The sequence below is a fragment of the Embleya sp. NPDC025285 genome (assembly GCF_055558835.1).
Map to the genome: position 1 here is coordinate 1 of NZ_JBVHLU010000045.1, position 19,095 is coordinate 19,095.

At 72.5% G+C, this 19,095-nt stretch carries 15 protein-coding genes and 1 pseudogene; 6 read left to right on the plus strand and 10 right to left on the minus strand.

Annotated elements, in window-relative coordinates; translation table 11 throughout:
• The 5 genes and pseudogenes from ACZ4FV_RS27435 to ACZ4FV_RS27455 all read right to left on the minus strand — a co-directional run.
• Window positions 1-91 (minus strand): annotated as a pseudogene (locus ACZ4FV_RS27435) (YciI family protein); the annotation flags it as partial.
• 139 nt (window positions 92-230) lie between these two features.
• Entirely contained in the window at window positions 231-833 is a 603-nt protein-coding gene (locus ACZ4FV_RS27440) for a phosphatase domain-containing putative toxin (RefSeq protein WP_395865130.1), read from the minus strand.
• 284 nt (window positions 834-1,117) lie between these two features.
• Window positions 1,118-2,029, minus strand: coding sequence for a hypothetical protein (locus tag ACZ4FV_RS27445; RefSeq protein ID WP_402237095.1), 912 nt, complete (start codon window positions 2,027-2,029; stop codon window positions 1,118-1,120).
• On the minus strand, window positions 2,026-4,170 hold the full coding sequence (locus ACZ4FV_RS27450) for a PEP/pyruvate-binding domain-containing protein (RefSeq protein ID WP_395865134.1): 2,145 nt from the start codon (window positions 4,168-4,170) through the stop codon (window positions 2,026-2,028). The genes ACZ4FV_RS27445 and ACZ4FV_RS27450 overlap by 4 nt, the downstream gene beginning before the upstream one ends.
• Before the next feature lie 269 nt (window positions 4,171-4,439).
• Window positions 4,440-5,357 carry a class I SAM-dependent methyltransferase gene (locus ACZ4FV_RS27455; protein ID WP_465323508.1) on the minus strand — a complete coding sequence of 306 codons (918 nt, stop codon included), beginning with the start codon at window positions 5,355-5,357 and terminating at the stop codon, window positions 4,440-4,442.
• A 48-nt stretch (window positions 5,358-5,405) separates the two neighbouring features.
• On the opposite strand from ACZ4FV_RS27455, the gene ACZ4FV_RS27460 reads away from it, so the two are divergent.
• The 5 genes from ACZ4FV_RS27460 to ACZ4FV_RS27480 all read left to right on the plus strand — a co-directional run bounded on the left by ACZ4FV_RS27460 (window position 5,406) and on the right by ACZ4FV_RS27480 (window position 10,329).
• Entirely contained in the window at window positions 5,406-5,999 is a 594-nt protein-coding gene (locus ACZ4FV_RS27460; protein WP_402237090.1) for a helix-turn-helix domain-containing protein, read from the plus strand.
• Window positions 6,000-6,110: 111 nt separating this feature from the next.
• A complete protein-coding gene (locus ACZ4FV_RS27465; protein WP_465323509.1) occupies window positions 6,111-6,614 on the plus strand; it encodes a hypothetical protein in 504 nt (167 codons plus the stop codon).
• A gap of 156 nt (window positions 6,615-6,770) precedes the next feature.
• Entirely contained in the window at window positions 6,771-7,400 is a 630-nt protein-coding gene (locus ACZ4FV_RS27470; protein ID WP_395865142.1) for an RNA polymerase sigma factor, read from the plus strand.
• Window positions 7,397-8,431 carry a CU044_5270 family protein gene (locus tag ACZ4FV_RS27475; RefSeq protein ID WP_465323510.1) on the plus strand — a complete coding sequence of 345 codons (1,035 nt, stop codon included), beginning with the start codon at window positions 7,397-7,399 and terminating at the stop codon, window positions 8,429-8,431. The genes ACZ4FV_RS27470 and ACZ4FV_RS27475 overlap by 4 nt, the downstream gene beginning before the upstream one ends.
• 5 nt (window positions 8,432-8,436) lie before the next feature.
• Window positions 8,437-10,329: an arabinofuranosyltransferase AftB family protein gene (locus ACZ4FV_RS27480; protein ID WP_465323511.1), complete on the plus strand. Its 1,893-nt coding sequence runs from the start codon at window positions 8,437-8,439 to the stop codon at window positions 10,327-10,329.
• A gap of 64 nt (window positions 10,330-10,393) precedes the next feature.
• Here ACZ4FV_RS27480 and ACZ4FV_RS27485 read toward each other — a convergent pair whose 3' ends face one another.
• Genes ACZ4FV_RS27485 through ACZ4FV_RS27505 form a run of 5 tightly spaced genes read right to left on the minus strand, consistent with a single transcriptional unit; the run spans window position 10,394 to window position 17,671 of the window.
• On the minus strand, window positions 10,394-13,231 hold the full coding sequence (locus ACZ4FV_RS27485; protein ID WP_395865148.1) for a DUF5682 family protein: 2,838 nt from the start codon (window positions 13,229-13,231) through the stop codon (window positions 10,394-10,396).
• Window positions 13,228-14,340, minus strand: a complete 1,113-nt coding sequence (locus ACZ4FV_RS27490; RefSeq protein WP_395865150.1) for an ATP-binding protein — start codon at window positions 14,338-14,340, stop codon at window positions 13,228-13,230. Before ACZ4FV_RS27490 ends, ACZ4FV_RS27485 begins: the two co-directional genes overlap by 4 nt.
• Window positions 14,341-14,352: 12 nt before the next feature.
• On the minus strand, window positions 14,353-15,771 hold the full coding sequence (locus ACZ4FV_RS27495; protein ID WP_465323512.1) for a VWA domain-containing protein: 1,419 nt from the start codon (window positions 15,769-15,771) through the stop codon (window positions 14,353-14,355).
• Window positions 15,768-17,186 carry a hypothetical protein gene (locus ACZ4FV_RS27500; RefSeq protein WP_465323513.1) on the minus strand — a complete coding sequence of 473 codons (1,419 nt, stop codon included), beginning with the start codon at window positions 17,184-17,186 and terminating at the stop codon, window positions 15,768-15,770. Before ACZ4FV_RS27500 ends, ACZ4FV_RS27495 begins: the two co-directional genes overlap by 4 nt.
• Window positions 17,156-17,671 carry a hypothetical protein gene (locus ACZ4FV_RS27505; RefSeq protein ID WP_402237072.1) on the minus strand — a complete coding sequence of 172 codons (516 nt, stop codon included), beginning with the start codon at window positions 17,669-17,671 and terminating at the stop codon, window positions 17,156-17,158. The genes ACZ4FV_RS27500 and ACZ4FV_RS27505 overlap by 31 nt, the downstream gene beginning before the upstream one ends.
• A gap of 258 nt (window positions 17,672-17,929) precedes the next feature.
• On the opposite strand from ACZ4FV_RS27505, the gene ACZ4FV_RS27510 reads away from it, so the two are divergent.
• Window positions 17,930-18,961, plus strand: a complete 1,032-nt coding sequence (locus ACZ4FV_RS27510) for a nucleotidyl transferase AbiEii/AbiGii toxin family protein (protein WP_402237069.1) — start codon at window positions 17,930-17,932, stop codon at window positions 18,959-18,961.
• The last annotated feature ends 134 nt before the right edge of the window (window positions 18,962-19,095 follow it).

Sequence of the window (19,095 nt, forward strand, 5' to 3'; positions counted from 1 at the left end):
AGATCTCCTCCGGCGTCCACTTCTCCATCGGCACGTCGTTGACCGAGGCCGGAGCGCCGCGGTAGTGCTTGAGCAACAGGTACTTGGCCATCGTGTTTCTCCTCGGTGTGATGCGACCCATTGTGGTCGCCTGCACACCGGGGACGGAGCCGGTCACGCGCTCTCGACATCATCGGCCGAACTTTTTTCGACCCTTGCGGAGAACGATGCCGTCCGGGGGTGATGTGGGGCTACATCGACGCCTTGATCCGCCGCGGGGCGTCCAGGATGCGGCTGATGATCTGGATCACGAGCGGCGGCTGTTCGCTGCCGTTCCGGTCGTTGCCCAGGATGTAGTAGACCTGCTCGACCGAGGGGGGTCCGACGGCCAGCGCCTGGCGCGCGGCCTGCTGGGAGGTGGCCTCGCCGGTCCGCACGGAGTAGGCGGCCGTCATCGCGCCGGTCCGGCCGACGCCCGCACCACAGTGCACGAACACCGGTCCGTCGGAGGTCTGCACGATCCGCAGGAAATCATCGACCTGGGCCTGGGTGGGAGTCTGACCGTCCCGGATCGGCAGCCGTTCCAGCTTCAGTCCGGCCTGCGCCGGACGCTCCAGGTCGGCCTGGCTCATCTTCTCCGCGCGCAGGTCCACGACGGTCCGCACGCCGCGGTCGGCGAGCTCCCGGTATCCGGGGACACCCGGAGCGGAACCGCGCCACACCTTGTCGTCCACCTGCTTGACGTGGTTCATCCCGGCGATCGAACTGCCCGAGGATTCGCCCTGCTGAGCGACCGCGTGCGCGCCCAGCATGCCCAGGACCGACACCAGCCAGATCACGCCGTAAGCGAGCACGGCGACGAGTACGTACTTCAGAACCCGTCGAGTCGTGCGCCGCCGGGGACCGGCGGGCGCGGCCGAAGGGGCTCCGGCGGCAGGTGTGGCAGGCGTGGGGGAGAAGGCGGAACGCGTGAGGACCTTGGGTCCGGACAAGTGGAATCACCGTCGATGTTTGCGGGCTACGGGCAACGTCCCGGGCCCTGGGGAACCGACGGGTCGTACTTCAAGGTTAACCGATCGATCTCAAGATATTAGTAACAATATTGATTTAACGGTAAAAAGCCTCAAATCAACCATTTTCAGGGTCGCGGTGGCGCCTGCCCCTCGCCCACGATCTCGGCGCGCGCATGGAAGGCCCTCGTGTCCTGGAGACACCCGCGCAGCCGCATCATGTCGTGGTCGTTGAGCGCCGGCCGCACGACGCCCACCCACACATCGGTGTCGAGGCGGCCGAGCAGGGCGTACTCGGGTCGGGCCCCGGTGGAGCTGCGGCAGCCCTCCCACAGCTCGCGTGCGGCCACCTCGCGGGCGATCTCGCGCTCCTCGCGGGAGATCACCCGGAACACCACGGTGCTGGCGACCGACTCGGGCGGCCCCTCGGACCGGCTCTCGGTGGCGTCCGCCAAGCGGTCGACCGCGAGGGCGAGCAGGACTGCCGCGAGCACGGCGCCGGCGACCACCGCGACCGCGCGCACCCGGCGGGCGGGTGCGACGGCGGGTCGATCCTCCAGTTGTGGCTCGACGCCGAGGGCCTGGTCGTCGGCCGGTGCGTTCAGGGCCACCAACCGCCGGGCCAGCATCCCGCTCGAGACCGGATGCGAGGTCAGCCGCGCGATCCGCTGGATCACCCAGGCGACCCCGGAGAGCACGACGCCCGCGGCCAGCAGGACGGGCACGAACACGTGGTGGGTGTCACGGCTGTCCATGCGTTCGGCGTCCAGCCAACGAAACCGGCCCGTCCCGGTCTCGTCGCGCGCCTGCTCCAACCGCCGCCGGGCCTCCTCGGTACGCTCGTCCGCCTCCCCCAGGTGCCGCTCCAGCCGGGCGATCCGGCCGAGCAGCACGGCCGCGACGACCAGGATCTCCACGATCACGAAGATCAACAGGCAGAAGACCGCCCGGTTCCACTCCCACCGGTACAGGTAGACCACCGCGTAGCAGGCCGACGCGGCTCCGGCGATGCCGCCGAACAGAAACGCCAGGTACCTCACGCGCCCGCTCCCTTCCCGGACCCCGCCCCCACCCCACGCTCCCCGTCCCCGGCGCCCTCGACGTCCGCGTCCGCTCCGTCCGCCGCCGGTCGCCCCGCGTCGGCGGGAGAAGTCACCAGGCCGGTGCCGCCGTCCACCGTGAGTGTCGTCCCGGGTACGAACCGGTCCACCGCGCCGACCACGCCGACGGCGGTGGGAACGCGGCGTTCGCGGGCCAGGACGGCCAGGTGCGATAGCGGGCTACCGGTCTCGGACACCAGTCCGGCCAGGCCCGGCAGCAGCGCGGCCAGTGCCGGGTCGAGGACACGCACCACCAGCACCGCGTGCTCGGGCCGTGCCCCGCCACCGTCCCAGACCGTGCCCGTACCGGTACCGCCGCCCGCGCCCCGGCCGCCGTCGCCGCGACCGGTCCGGGTCGGCGCCGCGACGGGCCGACCCTCGACCAGGCGGAACGCGGCGGGCAGCGGTGGCCGGTCCGGCCTGGGCACCCGGGCGGGCAGGTCGGCCGGGAGGTCGGCGCCACCGGCTGCCGCGACCAGTTCGCTCCAGCGCAACCGCGCCACCTGGGCCGGATCCTCGATCAGACCGGCCGTCGCGAGCCGGGCGGCGAACTCGCGCACCATGCCCACCTGCATCTCCTGCACCCACCGGATCCGCAGCCGCAGTCCCTCCCGGAACGGCAGCGTGCCCACTCCCCTGGGCGCGCCCGTCCAGCCGGTGCGCCCGGGCAGCCGACGCGCGCGATGCAGCGACGGCGGAAACAGCGCCAGCAGGACCGGGTGGTCCGCCACCAGGTCCGCGTCGGATCTGCCCGCCGTACGCCCCTCGGACAGCACGGCCAGGGCCTCGCCGGCGAGCGTGGCGCCCGCACCGCCGCCCAGGAGCGCCCCGGCCAGCGCCTCCTGCGCGTGCAGCGCCGACAGGGCCCGGCGACCCCACGACGCGGCGGACACGAGCCGCCCGCCGAGCATCTCGCCGGGCGCCGGGAACTCGGCGAGCCGGCGATCGACGTCGGCCATCAGGTCCAGCGCGAGCAGGGGCAGCGCGGATCGCAGGCGTCCCACCCGCCACGCCGCTCCGGCCGCACGGGCACCGGGTGCGGGGTTGAGGATGTCGAGAACGGGGTGCGGCGAGGGCACGGTGCCCAGCAGGCGCAGATCGGCCACCGCCAGGCCGTCGACGGTGCGCACGACCGGGACGGTGCGCAGCCGGCGCCTGGGAGCGGTGCCCGTGACGTCGAGGGCGACGGCCAGGCCGTGCGCCATCGGCGCCACCCACAGGTCCTCCTCCAGTGGTTGCAGGACGTCCGGCAGGGTCTCGGCCACCGGCCCGGGCCCCAGCAGTCGCGCGCCCCGCGCGGGCCGCGCGCTCATCGCGGTGATCGGGCGGGACTGGAACAGCCACAGACGGTCGTCGGCGTCGAAGCCGAACTCCATGTCCTGCGGCGCGCCGAACAGGCGCCCGGTCTGCCCGGCGAGCACGACGAGCCGATGCAACCGGCGCCGGCCCAGTACATGCCGACCCGACGGCTCGGCGGGACGCGTGGGCAGCCGACGGCCGCGGCGGGTGAGCCGGTAGTGCACGCCGTCGCTACGCCCGTCCACGAGCCGGGCGGGGCTGCCCGGCACCGCGCTGATCAGGATGTGGTCCTCGCGCCCTTCGACGGGATCGGCCCCGAACATCACCCCGCCGGCGACCGGGTACGACATCGGCTGGACCAGAACGGCCATGCCGTCGCCCCCGGTGCCGTCTCCGGGCAGGTCCGGGTCGGCGGCCCGCGCCGAATCGAGGACCGTGTCCACCGCCGCGGTGAAGGCGTCCCAGCCGCGCACGTCCGCGACCGTCGCGAAGCGCCCGGCCATGGAGGAGGTCGCGGTGTCCTCGTGTACCGAGGACGACCGCACGATCAGCGACCGGGAACCGCCCTCGGCCAGCGTGTGCCAGGCGCGACGCAACGACTCCTCGCCGTGCGGGGCATCGGGGGCGCGGGTGGCCGGGACGAGCACGAACCCCGGCAGGACGGGCAGGCCGGCGGCCGCGGCGCGGGCCAGTTGGGCGGCCTTGCCGCCGGTCAGCCGCGGATCGTGGGCCCGCTCGGCCTCCAACGGCACGACGACCAGCCGGTTCGCCTCGACCGCCATGGCGGGCTCCTTCCGCCGCCGGTGCCTGCACCGGGTTCCGCTTGCGGTGCTCAGTACCGAGTTCCGCTTCCGGTGCTCGTGCCGACCGGTTCCGGTGCTCCCGAGCGGAACGGAGCGTCCCGGGCACACGGCCGACGGGCTGTACCGACATCTCGACATTCAAGCTTCCCTCTCCGTCCGCACATCGGGCAATCCGACGGGTGGAAACCGGCCAGGGCACCGCGCGACGAAACGGCGGCACCGTGGGCGCGTCGGCGTCCGGGGCGGACTCAGGGACGGCGGGCCGCCCAGACCGTACGGCTGCTCCGCAGCGTCAGGTCGTGGCGGTTCGGGAGCGCGCCGGGGTGGTCCTGCGTCAACAGGAGGTCGAGCACGTCCAGGTCGTCGGCGGCCACCCGGCCCTCGACGGCGACCCGGAAGGCGGCGAACTGGCGCCGCGCGTACCGCCTCGCGGCGGGCGGCGCCGGGCTCGCCTCGACGGTGAAGGTGCGCTGCGCGACCGGCTCGAAGCCGGCCCGTTCCAGGTGTGGCCGCCAATCGGGGTGCGCGTTCCAGCCCGCTCGCGCCGCCGCCTCGTGGCAGCGGGTCTCCAGCCCTGGGCGGCCGACGCCGATGTCGTCCGGCAGGAAGCGCGGCAGCGCGTCCATCTCGACGACAGCCAGCACGCCGCCGGGGTTCAACGCGCCGTGGATGTCGCGGAGCACCCGGTCCGGGTCGGCGACGTGGTGCATCGAGGAGGCCGCCCACGCGACGTCGACGGCGTCGACGGACGGCCAGGCGACGTCCAGGTCGGCCGACACGACGCGCAGCCGATCCGTGAGTCCCGCGCCGTGTGCGGTCGCGCGCAGGCGGTCGCGCAGCGCGGGCGACCGGTCGATCGCGACGATCTCGGCCGCCTCGAATCGCCGGGCCAGCGCCAGGGTCCCGGTACCGGTGCCCGCGCCCACGTCGGCGACCCGCTTCGGTGCGTCGGGGCCGTGCCGCCCGACCCAGTCGGTCATCTCGTCGAGCAGCGACCCGAGCATCTCGGCGTCCAGGTCCAGCATGCCCGCCGACGCCGACTCGTCGTGCCCCGTGGCCCCGTCACCGTGGTCGTGGTCGTGGTCGTGGTCGTGCCGGTGCCGGTCCTGCTGCTGATGGTGCTCGTGGTTCCGGTGGTGGCCTTGCCGATCCGAGTGCGTTTCCATGGCCTCACGATAGGCACATCCATGCGCGTGACACATATACTCTTGCCTATGGCGCAAGAAGAAGTAGGCCTGGACAACATCGTCCGCCATCGCATTCGCGGCCTGCGACTCGCCCGTGGCTGGTCGCTGGACGCCCTCGCCGCCCGCTGCCACCTGAGCCCGTCCAACCTGAGCCGGATCGAGACCGGGCACCGCCGGATCGCTCTGGACCAATTGGTGGGCATCGCCCGCGCGCTGGACACCACGCTCGACCAACTCGTCGAATCCGCCGACGACGAGGATGTGGTGATCCGCCCCGAGCCTTGTCACACGCAGGGCATGACCAGTTGGCTGTTGTCGAACGAACGCTCGCTGCACGGGGTCACCGTGGCCAAGCTGCGGATCACCCCCGACCGGCCGACCGGAACCGAACACCTCAAGGTGCATCCGGGCCGCGAGTGGTTCACCGTCCTGTCCGGCACGGCCCGGCTGCAACTGGGCGAGCGCACCATCCTGATCCAGGCCGGCAACGCGGCCGAGTTCTCCACCATGACGCCGCATTCCGTCGGCGCGCACGACGGTCCCGTCGAACTGCTGATCATCCTCGACCACAACGGGGAACGCACCCACCTGCCATCCGCCGGCCGGACGCCGAAACCCTGACACCGACCGCGCGACACCTCGGCGTGCCGCGACCGGGCGCCGTCCGCCGCCGGATTCCACCCGCCCGCCGGCGGCACAGCGACCTGTCGCGTGGTCGCTCGTTCACCGGGCATGAGCAACCACGCGCCACCGCCCGGCGACTCCCCCACCTCCGCCGACGCCCGTATCTCGCCCGAGCAGCACGCCGCCCTGGAGCGGGTCACCGCCGCCGGCGAGCGGGCCGGCGCGTGGCTGTGCGCGCACGGTCGCCCGGGCGGCCCCGCGTGGGCGCTCGCCGGCGCGATCGAGCACGTCCTGCGCAGCCTGCACGTCGGCGAGCCCACCGGCCCCGGGCCGGACCGGCCGCAACACCCCGGCGTCGACGCCGACCTGCTCCTGTACCTGGACCCCTACGCGAGCCCGGCCGGCCCCGTCCTCGGCGCCGTCCCGCTGACCGCCGCCGAGACCGTCGCCGTCATCACCGCGGCCGGCTGCGCCCGGATCGCCCCCGAGGCGATGTCCCGCGCCGACTGGGCGGCCCAACTGCACGTCCTGGCCGACGCGATCGACGATGCCCTGGAGCACGCCGACCGGCCCGCCCACTCCTCGGCCCCCGGACCTCGACACGCGGAGTGAACCCGCCTGCGGCGCGGCGCGGGCCACCGACTCCGATCTCCCGCACGTCCCGGAGCCCGCGACCGTGCGCCGGCGCCGACCGACGCCGGCCCCCACCGTGGCTGTACCGTGATCCGGATCACGGGAACCCGACCCTTCGCGCGGACAACTCGGCATGTGAACCATTCGACGCACGCGGCGATCCGCGCCGGCGATCCGGTCGCCTTTCGCGAGTTGTACCAGGACCACCACCGGGTGGTGTACGCGCACGCCTACCGCGTCACCGGGGACTGGGCGGCGTCCGAGGACGTCGTCTCGCTCACGTTCCTGGAGGCGTGGCGGCTGCGTGAGCGATTGCGGGACGAGGGCGAAACCCCGCGTCCCTGGTTGATGGGCATCGCGATCAACGTGCTGCGCAACCGTAATCGGGCCGCGCGAAGACATCGACACGCGATGGCAAGGTCGCCCGCGCACACGGTCGTTCCCGACATCGCCGACGCGGTCGTCACCCGCATCGACGACGGCGAACGATTGGCCGCCGCGCGTGCCGCGCTGGGCCGGCTCCGGCGCACCGACCGCGAGGTCTTCCTGTTGTGCGTGTGTTCGGAACTGACCTACGCCGAGGCCGCGCACGCGTTGGGCCTGCCGGTGGGGACCGTACGCTCCCGCCTGTCCCGGGCCCGGGTCAGGTTGCGCGCCTTGGCCGACGAGGAACTTCGGTCCGTCCGGGCCCCCTTCCTCTCCCGCGTCGCCACCGCCGCACGTCCCGCGCCCGTTCCGACGATCCTCCGGGAGCCGACCCGATGAAGTACGACGTGCCCGCACCCGAAGAGCCCACCATGTCCGGCGAGTCCACCGAGTCCGTCTCGACCGACCGCGCCCGACCGGCCGGCGACCCGACCGAGCGCGCCCTGGTCGGGGATGCCCGGCCGACCCCCGCTCGGCAACGGCTGCTCGAGGAACACCTGATGCGCGCGATCACCGCCGACGCCGCGCGCACGGCCGCGCCCCGCCGACGTGCCCGGCGGCTGTTGGCGCCGATCGGCGCGATGGTCGCGGTCGGCGCCGTGGCCGCCGCCGTGTTCCTGGTCGCGGCGCCGGACCCCACGACCCGGCGGCCCGCGCAGACCGCCGCCGCGCCCGACGCGTCCGCGGTGCCACGGCCCGGGCAGGTCCTGTACGTCGAACTCGAAACGTCCTCGTGGTCCGCTGTCGACGGGGTTCCGGTGGAGATCCCGCCGCATGCCCGCAAGGAGTGGTTCGCCCAGGACGGTCGTCGGTGGTTCCTGGACGAACCCGGCTCCCCCGTCTCCGGGTTGGTCCTCAACGATCGGCCGATGCGGTGGAACTACGCGGAGTTGGCCGCGCTGCCCGCGACCCCGGAGGCGGTGTCGGCGGCGCTTCGCGGGCGCGACGCGTGGCCCGGGGGCGGCAGGGTCGATCCGGATCAGGCCGTCTTCGACGAGATCCGGAACATCCTCGACCAAGGTGTGCTGCCGCCGGGAATCGCCGAGGCGCTGTACGAGGTGGCGGCCCGTACGCCGGGCGTGGTGGCCGTCGCCGACGCGGTGGACGGACGCGGCCGGCGTGGGATCGGGCTGAACCGTACCGATCCGGTCACCAACATACGCGGGGAACTGGTCTTCGAAAGGGACAGCCGGGTCTTCCTGGGCACGCGGGGCGTGCTCGCGACGCCCGGCGAAAATCACCCGAACGGGACGGTGATGTGGGAAACGACCATGCTGAAGCGCGACATAGTCGACATCATGCCCGGCGACCCGGTGGCCGAGGTCACCGGATCGCGCTCACCCTCGACCACTTCCCACCGGCGACCGTAAGCGGCATGGCCCGCACCCTCGGCGGGCGCGACACCGCCCCGCCGGCCGCCCCGCCCACCGCACCGGAACGCAAGGACGACATGAACCGCGCCACCATGCCCATCCATATGTCCGACACCGCCCGGGCCTCCGCCGTGCCGACCGAGCCCGCCCGCGAGGACCCGCATACCGGGCGCCGGTTCCGGATCGCGGACCGACTCGCCATCGCCCTGCCCCTGCTGGTGGTGGCGGTGATGGGGTGGCACCGTCGGTGGATCACCGACGACGGTCTGATCTACGTGCGCGCGGCCCGGGAGATCGCCGCCGGCAACGGTCCCGTGTACAGCCCCGGCGAGCGGGTGGAGACCTCGACGGGCACCCTGTGGCAGTGGCTGCTGGCGCTGCCGGCCCTGCTCACGCCGGGCGACCCGGCCCGGACCGCCGTGTACGCCGGGCTCGTGTTGTCGATCGCCGGGGTGTGGCTCGCCCTCGCGGGCACCCGCCGTTTCCTGCGCGCCGAGACCGGACGGTACCTGGTCCCGGCCGGTGCGCTGGTGTTCGTCGCGCTGCCCCCGGTCTGGGACTTCGCCACGTCGGGACTGGAAACCGGACTGGCGACGGCCTGGATCGGGCTCTCCTGGCGGTTGCTCGTCACATGCGGCCCGAACGCCGCGACGACCGGGCGGGTCCTGGGGATCGCGGTGGTGTTCGGACTCGGTCCGCTGATCCGCCCCGAACTGGCGGCGACCTCGCTCGTGTTCCTGGTCGCCATGGCGATGGCGACACGGTTGCCCCGGCGGGCCACGCTCGCGGTATGCGTGTGCGCCGGCCTGTTGCCCGGTCTGTATCAGGTCTTCCGGATGGGCTACTACGGCCTGCCCTACCCGATGCCCGCCGTCACCAAGAGTGCGACCCGGCAGTTGTGGGGGCGCGGTTTCGACTACCTCGTCGACTTCGCCGATCCCTACCGGTTGTGGATTCCGGCCGTGTTGGTGCTGCTGCTCGTCGCCGCGCTCCTGGTCCGGCGCGGCCCGCGCGAGCGACGTACCTGGATCCTCGGCGCGGCGCCGGTCGTCGCCGCGGCGGTGCAGGGCCTGTACGTGCTCCGGGTCGGCGGGGACTTCATGCACGGGCGGATGTGGTTGCCGGTGCTGATGCTCGCCCTGCTGCCGATCCTGCTGGTTCCCGTCGACCGGCGCGTGGGGGTCCTGGTCGTCCTGGTCCCGGTCTGGGCCACGTGGTGCGGCTTCGCTCTGCGCTCCGGTCTGGTGACCACGGACGGTCCCCGGGCCGGTGTGTACCAGACCTGGAACGAACGTATGGTGTACGTGAACTGGACCCGCACCCCGAACCCCACCACGTCGCACGCGCACAGCGCGACGCTGCCGGGACTGCGCGCGGAACTGTTCCGGATGGACGCCGACGGCAGGCGCATGCTCGTGCCGGACGGCAACTACCTTGCCGACGCCGCCGCGTTGCCGCCGCTTCCCTTGCGCGCCGACCTGCCGGCGAGGGAGGGGGTAGTCATGGGGCGGCTCGGTGTCGGTGGCGTGGTCACCCCGCTGCGCGGGATCGTGGTCGACGTGTGGGGTCTGGGCAACACGGTGGGCGCGCACATCGAACAGACCGAGCACGTGGCCGCCGGGCACGAGAAACTCCTCCCGCTCGCCTGGAACATCGCCCTGTACGTCGATCCCGCCGCGTGGGCCCGGATTCCCGCGCATGTGGTCCCGATCGAGGACATCCGCGCGGCCCGGGCGGCGCTGGACTGCGGTGACCTGAAGGAACTCCTGCGATCGAGTACCGAGCCCATGTCGCCCGGCCGCTTCCTGCGCAACCTCACCGGATCCTTCGACCGCGCTACCCTGACCATCCCGCCCGACCCCAAGGCCGCCGAACGCAAGTTCTGCGCCCGCTGAGCCCGCTCTCCGACGGCAGACCCGGGCGGCGACTTCGCGACGCGCGCCGCCGCCCGGGTCGGGTTCACGAGCCGTCGAGCAGCACGGCCAGGGCCGTCGCCGCGTCCGGGTGGCGGTCGACCAACACCGCACCCGGCGCACCCTGTTCCGCTGCCTCCCACGGATCGTCGCAGCCCAGCAACCGTGCCACCGCATCACACGTGGCGGGGTGCGCGGTGAGCAGCGCGAGGCCGCCGGCGCCGCCTCCACGCCGCGCCGAGAACCGGGCCGGCGGCACCGATGGCGCAAGCCACGGCGGCACCCACTCGTCCAGTGCCCGCAGCCGACCCGGGAAGATCCGTCCCGCCTCGCGGATCAGCAGCGGCGCCAACTCGGCGCCGCCGGATCGCAACGTACCGATCAGCGTCGGCAACCACGGAAGCAGCAACGGGTCGGGCAGTCGGGCGAAGGCGTTCGACACCGCCTCCACCACGAAGTCGGTCAGCCCGGGCACCGGCTCCAGCGCGTGCACGAAGCCACTGAGGTAGTGCGGATAGGCGGGCAGCACCATCGGGTTGTCGAGCATGTCGTCGCACCGCGCACGCAGGTCCGCGCGCGAGAGCACGCCCAACTGCACCTGCGCCGCCCACAACAACGCCACCTTCGCGGGCTCCTCGGGGTGCGACTGCCCGACCGCCAACTCCAGTTGGGTGCGGTCGCAGCCCAGCGACAGCGCCAGGGTCTCCATGCTGAACAGGAAGCCCAGCATCGCCGCGACCTGACGCACGCCGGCGTCCTCGTCGGTGAACGCCGTCGGCAACAGGGTGCAGTAGTGCGCGTACCCGGTCTTGACGAACGACTCGATCCACGCCGGGAGCACCGGTTCACTCGTCCGGTAGTAGGCGAGCAACCGCCTTACCCGGCGCAATACTTCCGGTGCCCCGTCGACGCTGCGTTCGGTCGCCAGGACTTCCAGCGCGCGGGTACCCAACTCGTCGGCCAGGCGGCGGCCACGCAGGTACAGCGTGGCGTCCTCGACCGCCTCCAGGACGGTCGCCGCGGTCGCGTGCGGGCCGTACGCCGTCCGGCGCAGCCGCTGCTCCAGCACCTGTTCGATGCTGACGCCCTCGTAGCCGAGTTCGATCAGGGCGCGCTGGTGGGTGCCCAGCGACAGGTCCCACGATTCCTGGATCGGTCGTTCGCCGAGTCGGCGTTCGCCCATGATCGGGCGGGCCGCGCCGGGTGGCATCAGGTAGCGGAGCATCCACAACACATCGGCGCACCGCTCCAGTTCCGGCCGGGCCGCGATGTCCAGCAACGCCCTGCGTACGCCCCGCTGTTCCAGGTTCAGCTGCAGCGGGGCGAGCCGGTCGTGCACGTCGCGGGCCAGCGGCGGCAACGCGTCGTAGCCGACCTTGCCGATCCGGTCGCCGCCCATCATGATCTCGACGATGCGGCGCACGTCGCGGCGGCCCGGCACGCTGTCCTTCTCGATGCAGGTGACCGCCGCGTCCTGGAAGTCGTACGGCGTGGGCTTGGCCCGGTCACGCATCCCGGCGAGCAGGATCGAGGTCTCGAACACCGAGATGGCGTCCGCGGTCGAGGCGAGGTAGCCGTTGCGCCGTGCGGCGCGGACCACGTCCACCGACCAGCCGAGCAGTTCGGCCTCGTCCAGGCGGTCCAGCACGGGCGGCCGGCCGAGGAAGCCGGTCAGCCGATCGGCCGCCGGAAGCGGATCGCTCGGCCCGGAGGCCGCCGGGACGACCGCCGTCGACGCGGTCGCCCGTGCGGCGCTCTTCTTGGGCTTCGCGGTCTTCTTCGCGCCCGCCTGTCCGGTGAGCCGGAACGGTGCCACGCCGGTGCGCGAGAGGTTCTTCGCCCACACCGTCGCGGCGATCGACACGGACCCTGCCGCGAGGCCGAACTGCGCCTCGATCGCGGCGTGGCTGGACGGGATCAGGCCGTGTTGCCACGTGGTCGCGGTGCGCGGGGTGATCTCGAACGTATCGGCGCCGTGCACGCCGAACTCGGCGACCCGCGAGGCCGCGTGGAACGCGCCGCAGACGTAGAGGCAGTCCGCCGGATCGGTGCCGGTCGCGGCGAGGTGTTCGCGGGTCCGGGTCCACATGTAGCGTTCGCGGTCCTCGTCCACCCGCACCCGTTGCGGATCGCCGGGGGCCAGCCGCCGGAACAGGCTGCCGATCAGCAGCATGACCTGCCGGTAGGTGTCGTGGTCGCAGTCGCCGAGCGGCAGTTCGACGTACTGGTGCCACCATTCCGACCAGTGCCGCACCCGGCCGTGGCGCAGCAGGTGCTCCTCCAGTTCGGCGAAGCGCGGGCGCAGGTCACCGATCTCCAGGCCGACGGCGTCGCCGTGCAGCGCGCTCTCCTCGTCGGCCGGCGCCGCGTCCGGGTCGGCCGGTTCGGCGGACTTGGTGCCGCGCGGTTCCCACTGGAAGACGTGGTCCGAGGAGCGGTCGACCAGGACCAGTTCGGTGCCGGGGGTGTCCAACGTGTAGGCGATCGCCTGGTATTCGGCGGACGCCTCGGTGATCGGCGCGACCACCGACAGTGGTGCCCACTCGGCCGGGAAGCCCTCGATCTCGGCGGCGAAGGACTGCACCGCGACCGGGAGGGTGCAGTTGCGCAGCTCGGTCAGCAGCGGCGCCATGTCCTCGCACAGTTCCAGGTACACCACCTTCGGCCGCTTCTCGCGCAGCCTGCGCGCCATGGCGATCGCCGAGGCGGGCGAGTGGTGGCAGACCGGGAAGATCTCCAGTGGTTCGCGCACCGCGCGGTCCACGTCGTCGACGATGCCCAGCAGGATCTCCTTGAGCGCGTCCGGCCCGTCGGCGAACGTCGCTGCGGCTTGCTCGAGTTGGCCGCGCAGGGCGTCGAACGCGCCCTCGTTCGGGCCGCTCATGACAGGCCGGCGATCGCGTGGCGACCGCCCTCCAGGAACTCCGGCCAGAGCCCGCCCTCTTCCTTCCCGCGCGGCTCGACGACGCCGTGCAGGTACTTGTTCATGATGGCCAGGTCCTCCGGCTCGCGCCGGGCCAGCGAGCCGACGAGCGAGGAGGCGAGGGTGTGCGCGGTCAGCGCGCGCTCGCCGAAGAAGTTGCTGTGCAGGATGGCGTCCTCCAGGACGCCGATCTGTTCGGCGGTGGACAACGACGACTCCAGCTTCTCGTCGTCGCTGCCGGCCGCGGCCGCCGCGGCGCGCAGGTCGGCGAAGCTCTGGAGCAGCACGTCCAGCAGCGTGGGCGGCACGTCCAGTTCGATCCGGTGCCGGCGCAGCAGTTCCTCGGTGCGGAAGCGGACGATCTCCGCCTCGCTCTTCTTGTTGGTCACCACCGGGATGCGCACGAAGTTGAACCGGCGCTTGAGCGCGGAGGAGAGGTCGTTGACGCCCCGGTCACGGCTGTTGGCGGTGGCGATGATGGAGAACCCGGGCTTGGCGAAGACGATGCTGTCGCTGTCGAGTTCGGGAACGGAGACGTACTTCTCCGACAGGATGGAGATGAGCGCGTCCTGCACGTCGCTGGTGGAGCGGGTCAGTTCCTCGAAGCGGCCGATCGCACCGCTTTCCATCGCGGTCATGATCGGCGAGGGGATCATCGATTCCCGGGACTGGCCCTTGGCGATCACCATGGACACGTTCCACGAGTACTTGATGTGGTCCTCGGTGGTGCCGGCCGTGCCCTGGACGACCAGGGTGGAGTTGCGGCAGATGGCGGCGGCCAGCAGTTCGGCCAGCCAGCTCTTGCCGGTGCCGGGGTCGCCGATCAGCAGCAGACCTCGGTCGGAGGCCAGGGTGACGATGGCTCGCTCCACGATGGAGCGGTCCCCGAACCACTTCTGTGCGATCTCGCGATCCAGGCCGTCGGAGCGCTCGGAGCCCAGCACGAACAGGCGGACCATCTTGGGGGACAGCCGCCAACTGAAGGGCTTGGGGCCGTCGTCGATCGACTCGAGCCAGTCCAGTTCCTCGGCGTACTTGATTTCGGCGGGGGCGCGCAGCAGGTCGGACATTTCGTGGCCTTTCTAGGCGAGGAAGGTCTTGAGTTCGTGGACGAGCTTGCGGATGTGGCCGGAGATCACCGGTGTACCGAGGTCCTTGAAGCGCTCGCGGAACCAGGGGTTCACGCTGCCGCGGCCGGAACTGGTCACCGAGCCGACCGGGATGAACTTGGCCCCGGAGCGGTGCACGGCGGCCATGCTCTCGAACAGCCGATCGGTGTGCCATTCGTAGAAGTCGGAGATCCACACGACCACGGTGTTGCGCGGTTCGGCGATCTTGGGCTGGGCCAGTGCCATGGCCACCGTGCCGTCGGTGCCGCCGCCGAGTTGGGTGCGCAGCAGCGTCTCGAAGGGGTCGTGCACCCACGGCGTCAGGTCGACCGCGCGCGTGTCGTACGCGATCAGGTGCACGTCCACCTTGGGCAGTCCGGCGAAGATGGAGGCCAGGATGGTGCAGTTGACCATCGAGTCGACCATCGAGCCGGATTGGTCCACGACCACGATCAGGCGGGTGGGCGTGGTCTTGCGGACGGTGTGCCGGTAGAAGAGCCGGTCGACGTAGAGCCGTTCCTCCTCCGGGCTCCAGTTGGTGAGGTTCTTCCAGATGGTGCGGTCGATGTCGAGGTTGCGGAACACCCGCTTGGGCGGGATCGAGCGGTCCAGCGTCCCGACGCTCGCCTTGGCCACCTGCGTGCGCAGCACCTCGGCGACCTCGTCGACGAAGCGGCGGATCAGGTCCTTGGCACTGGCCAGAGCGACACCGGACAGGTTGTCCTTGTCCCGGAGCAACTGCTCGATCAGCGACATGCTGGGGGTCAGTCGGGCCGCGAGCGCGGGGTCGGCGAGCACCTCGCGCAGGTGCATGCGCTTGACCAGGTCCGCTTCGATGTCCGCGAGTTCGGGGCCGATCGTGGGGATCAGGTTGCCGAGGTCGGGGGTGCCGCTCCGGCCGCCGGTCCCGGTCGGGGACACACCGCGACCGGCACCCGCGCCCGGGCCGGGTCGGCCGCCGCGCAACTCGCCGGGCTTGCAGCCCAACGTGCGCTCCAGCCAACCCGCGTCGGACTGCCAGCGGGAGAGTCGCTCGGCGCTGACCGTGCCGGATCCGGTGCCCAGCACGTTGAGCAGCACCTTGGACACCAGCGCCGCGCGCCGCACCTCGGCGGCGCGATCACGCCCGTCCTCGTCGGGCTCGGGCACCATCAGGCCCTCGAACTCGGCGGCCAGGTCCGGGTGGCGCTGCACGATGGCGTCCACGGACGCCTGTGGATCCAGCAGCGCGCTCGGCAGGCCGATGTCCTCGACGACGGCCAGGCTCGCCGATTCCAGCGAAGCCTGCTCCTCGTGGTCGAACAGACGCGCCAGCAGTCGCCAGTACAGGACTTGGCGGCGGTTCTCGTCCGAATCCGGTGCGGGGGTGGGTTCGGTCTGCGGCTCGCTCATGTGCGCAGCAGCTTTCCGGCGCGCTCACGCAGCACCGCCACGGCCTCGGTGGCCGCCTTCTCGGCCTTGGCCGCCGACTTGTCGTCGGTGCCGCCGGCCCAGGCCCCGGCGTGCACGACCGAGGTCTTCTTCTTGACCGTGGTCTCCACGGCGAGCGGTTGCACGCGGAAGCCGCCGGCGTCCCAGCGCAGCAGCCCGATGCACGCACCGGACGTGGCGACCGCCTCGGGGGTGAGCGGGCCGGCGGTCGGGATGCGGTCGACGTCGACGGCGAGGCGGTGCCCCGCGAGGGCCAACGCCAATGCCTCCGCGTCCCGATCGACGGTGTAGTTCTCCAGGAACACCGGGATCGCGATGCCCGCCGGATGCCTGGCCGGCGGCGCGCCGGCCGCGGCTTCGGCGGTGGGCAGGGCGACCCGGGCGGTGGCGAAGGCGTCGGCGGGTTCGCCGGCGCGGGCGTGCTCGTCGGCCCAGATCAGGTCGCCGTCGACGGTGATCGGCATGTTCTCCAGGTGCATCGAGCGGCCTTCGCCGGCGACCGCCAGCAGGGACAGGTGCGGGCGCAGCAGTTGCCACACACCGACTCCCACGACCGTGTCCGGCTTGGGAACCGAGACGCTCGCCCGCACCAGGCGTGCGGGGCCACCGTCGGCGGGCTCGAACACCGCGTGTACCTGGGCCTGCGCGGCGGTCGCGTGCTCGTGCAGGTCGACGCCCAGCGGCAGCAGTCGGCCGGTGACGGTGTCGGTCGCGGGCGCGGCGGCGGCGCCGGGCACGGTCAGCAACATCGCGCGGGCCCACAGATCGGCCCAGCGACGCACCGGGAAGCGGTCCAGGGCCGCGCCCGGGCAGGAGGCGGCCAGTTCGGCGGCGAAGCCGTCCAGGAGCGTGGCCAGGCGCCGCAGTGACGGGTCGGGGAGCATCGCGAAGACGACCTGTGCCGACCCGGAGACCAGGTCGTGGTCGATGCCCTGCCATCCGGCGCGGGCGAGATCGGCGAGCCAGGAGCGGGCGGCGGCAAGCAGGTTGACCGCGGCCGGCTGGTCCGGCACCGCGTCGGCGTCCCGGGTACGGGTGCGGCCGGTCGCCTCGTCGACGCGGGTGGTGAGCGCGTCGTGGATGGCTCCGAGCAACGCGGCGCGGGCGGCGGCGAGGACGACGAGGTGGTCCTCGCTCGCGGCGCCGGCGAGCGCCTTCTCGGCCGCTTCGGCGACCCGGGAGGCCAGGGGTGTCCCGGCGACGGCGGCGGCCAGTTCGGTCAGCGCGCCGGCGTGGGCGGGCTGCGGTCGCAGCAGGCCGCCGACGAGGGTGCGGTCGAAGGCCTCGACGACCGCGAGCGCCTCGTCGAGCCCGGCGATGGGTTCGGCGAGCAGGTCGACCCGCATCAGGCCACCGCCCTGGTCGGCGGGAACCACTGCATCTCGGGCAACGGCGTGGTGGTCGCCGCGAGTTCGAGGTAGGTCAGGTGGCGCAGGAACCGGCTGAAGACGGGTGCGGCGGCCGTGGCGGCGGCCTGCGCCGGGCGGGTGACGCGCATGTCGGCCAGGATGCTCTGCGCGTTCGGCTTGCCGTTCACCGGCTCGACCCGCAGGTAGCGGGCCACACGCTCGGCGCCGTACTGCACCACCGACTCGACGACCAGTGCCTCGATGTGCTTGCAGAACGAGCCCCGGGCGCCTCCGCACGCCCGGTTGTTGTTGGTACTGCACGCGAAGGCGTACGTGCCGGCCGCGACCGACGAGACGTAGACGCGTCCGATGTCCGAGCCGCTGGACACCACGCCTTGCAGGCGTCCGTCGGCCAGTTCGACGAACGGGACCTTGGCGAGCCTGCGCGGCCGGGCGGGTGGTATCACCCGGGCCGCGCTCGCGCCCTCCCACACTTCCGTGGCTGAGGACACACCATCTCCTTTACACCGAGGGGGATTCCGCGCCGAGAGGTCGGCGGGACGGAGATGAAGGTACTAACGATCTCCGACAGGCACGTCGCCGGCCCGGTGGCCCCGCGTCGGCGACGCGGGCGGTTCCTCGTCCGGTCCGACGGCCTGCCGGGGGCCGCGCGTGGGTGTCCGAGGAGCGTGGTAGGCAGGGCCTCCCGGCCTCGGCCGTGCACGTCTCGGCGGTCTGTCGAGGTCGGGACGACGGTGAACGGAGGAGCCGTGCGGGCAAACCGGAAGAGCGTGGCCCGGCGTGCCGTCCTGGACCACCTGCTGAGTCTGATCGCGGACGCCCCGTGGAGCGAGAGCCTGGTCCTGCGCGGCAGCATGGTGATGCCCGCGTGGGTGGGCGACCGGGCGCGTGAGCCGGCCGACTTGGATTTCGTCGTGATGACGGCGCCGCCCGCCCGAGTGGACGCGTTGGATCCGTACCCCTTCGTGGCGCGCACCGAGGTCGTCCAGCAGTGGCCCGAGGCGGCGAACGGCGCGGCCCGGTACGAGATCTGGACGGACGGTGAGGAAGAGTTCGAGATGCGCGGACTGCGGCCGAGGGTTCCCCCCGACGGGCTGCGCTGGGACCCGGACCCGGACCCGCCGGAACTCGTCCCCGACTACCACGACCTGGTCGACCGGGTGCGGAGCCGCCCGATGGCGGCACCGGGAATCGCCCTGGACGCGAGCGGCGTGAACCGCGACAGCACCTGGTCGTACGCCTATGACGGATCCGAGTCCGGCGGGATCCGCGTCCTGGTCCCGTGGCGCGCGGCGGGACTGGGCTCCGGTGCGGCACAGTTGGACTTCGCCTTCGACGAAACGCTCCACCGACCTCCGGTGTGGACCCTGGTGCCGCGCGCCGACGGTGCCGCGCCCACTCTGATGCGCACGGCGAGTCGGGAGTTGTCCCTGGCCTGGAAGCTGTTGTGGCTGTACGCCGACGGCGCCGACGGCGCCAGTTCTCGCGGCAAGGACCTCCACGATGCCGTGCTCCTGGCCGAGGACACCCGCACCGCGCTCTCCGTACCGCTCCTGCGACAGGTGCTGCGCACCCACACGTTGCGTACCGCGACCGCGAGCAGTGCGTTCGGGTCGCACGCGGTCAAGGTCGCGGAGACCGACTGGGCGGCGTTTCGCGCGGAGCACCCCCGCGTGCGCGGCAGTGCGCGGGATTGGCTCCGTCGCCTCGACGTCGCTCTCGCGGGGGTGTTCGCGAGGCTCGAAGGCACGACCGTTCGAGAGTCCGCCGAGGTCGGGTGAGCGGTTCGGCCCGGCCCGGTCCCGTTGGCCCGCTCCCCGCCGGTCGCGCCTTCGTCGCCTGTCGAACGGTGCGTCCGAGGCGAGCAGGCCGGCGAGGGCCATGAGGTCCCGCAGGGTCGGTCGCCTTCGGGACA

Coding starts and splice junctions, on each gene's coding strand:
- ACZ4FV_RS27450 (WP_395865134.1), bottom strand. CDS start 4,170: ATGGCGGTCGAGGCGAACCGGCTGGTCGTCGTGCCGTTGGAGGCCGAG.
- ACZ4FV_RS27455 (WP_465323508.1), bottom strand. CDS start 5,357: ATGGAAACGCACTCGGATCGGCAAGGCCACCACCGGAACCACGAGCAC.
- ACZ4FV_RS27460 (WP_402237090.1), top strand. CDS start 5,406: ATGGCGCAAGAAGAAGTAGGCCTGGACAACATCGTCCGCCATCGCATT.
- ACZ4FV_RS27465 (WP_465323509.1), top strand. CDS start 6,111: ATGAGCAACCACGCGCCACCGCCCGGCGACTCCCCCACCTCCGCCGAC.
- ACZ4FV_RS27475 (WP_465323510.1), top strand. CDS start 7,397: ATGAAGTACGACGTGCCCGCACCCGAAGAGCCCACCATGTCCGGCGAG.
- ACZ4FV_RS27480 (WP_465323511.1), top strand. CDS start 8,437: ATGGCCCGCACCCTCGGCGGGCGCGACACCGCCCCGCCGGCCGCCCCG.
- ACZ4FV_RS27485 (WP_395865148.1), bottom strand. CDS start 13,231: ATGAGCGGCCCGAACGAGGGCGCGTTCGACGCCCTGCGCGGCCAACTC.
- ACZ4FV_RS27490 (WP_395865150.1), bottom strand. CDS start 14,340: ATGTCCGACCTGCTGCGCGCCCCCGCCGAAATCAAGTACGCCGAGGAA.
- ACZ4FV_RS27495 (WP_465323512.1), bottom strand. CDS start 15,771: ATGAGCGAGCCGCAGACCGAACCCACCCCCGCACCGGATTCGGACGAG.